Origin of the sequence: Citrobacter amalonaticus (genome assembly GCF_037053465.1) — a bacterium.
Classification (GTDB): domain Bacteria; phylum Pseudomonadota; class Gammaproteobacteria; order Enterobacterales; family Enterobacteriaceae; genus Citrobacter_A; species Citrobacter_A amalonaticus_H.
The window spans coordinates 1-1,043 of record NZ_JBALIF010000060.1 but is presented as its reverse complement, the minus strand read 5'-3'; the positions used below and the strand labels follow the sequence as shown (position 1 = coordinate 1,043).

1 protein-coding gene is annotated in these 1,043 nt (G+C 54.4%); it reads left to right on the top strand.

Annotation, left to right across the window (positions count from 1 at the left end; all coding sequences use genetic code 11):
- Nucleotides 1–1,043: elongation factor Tu (tuf, locus tag WB371_RS23760; protein WP_336222388.1), on the top strand; the 1,043-nt coding region annotated here is incomplete at both ends.

The following is a 1,043-nucleotide window of genomic DNA, read 5'->3' as shown; positions in this document are numbered from 1 at the left end:
GCATTCGACCAGATCGATAACGCGCCGGAAGAAAAAGCTCGTGGTATCACCATCAACACGTCTCACGTTGAATATGACACCCCGACTCGTCACTACGCACACGTAGACTGCCCGGGGCACGCCGACTATGTTAAAAACATGATCACCGGTGCTGCGCAGATGGACGGCGCGATCCTGGTTGTTGCTGCGACTGACGGCCCGATGCCGCAGACTCGTGAGCACATCCTGCTGGGTCGTCAGGTAGGCGTTCCGTACATCATCGTGTTCCTGAACAAATGCGACATGGTTGATGACGAAGAGCTGCTGGAACTGGTAGAGATGGAAGTTCGTGAACTGCTGTCTCAGTACGATTTCCCGGGCGACGACACCCCGATCGTACGTGGTTCTGCTCTGAAAGCGCTGGAAGGCGACGCAGAGTGGGAAGCGAAAATCATCGAACTGGCTGGCTTCCTGGATTCTTACATTCCGGAACCAGAGCGTGCGATTGACAAGCCGTTCCTGCTGCCGATCGAAGACGTATTCTCTATCTCCGGTCGTGGTACCGTTGTTACCGGTCGTGTAGAGCGCGGTATCATCAAAGTGGGCGAAGAAGTAGAAATCGTTGGTATCAAAGAGACGGCGAAGTCTACCTGTACTGGCGTTGAAATGTTCCGCAAACTGCTGGACGAAGGCCGTGCGGGCGAGAACGTAGGTGTTCTGCTGCGTGGTATCAAACGTGAAGAAATCGAACGTGGTCAGGTACTGGCTAAGCCGGGCACCATCAAGCCGCACACTAAGTTCGAATCTGAAGTGTACATTCTGTCCAAAGATGAAGGCGGCCGTCATACTCCGTTCTTCAAAGGCTACCGTCCGCAGTTCTACTTCCGTACAACTGACGTGACAGGCACCATCGAACTGCCGGAAGGTGTAGAGATGGTAATGCCGGGCGACAACATCAAAATGGTTGTTACCCTGATCCACCCGATCGCGATGGACGACGGTCTGCGTTTCGCAATCCGTGAAGGCGGCCGTACTGTAGGCGCGGGCGTTGTTGCTAAAGTTCT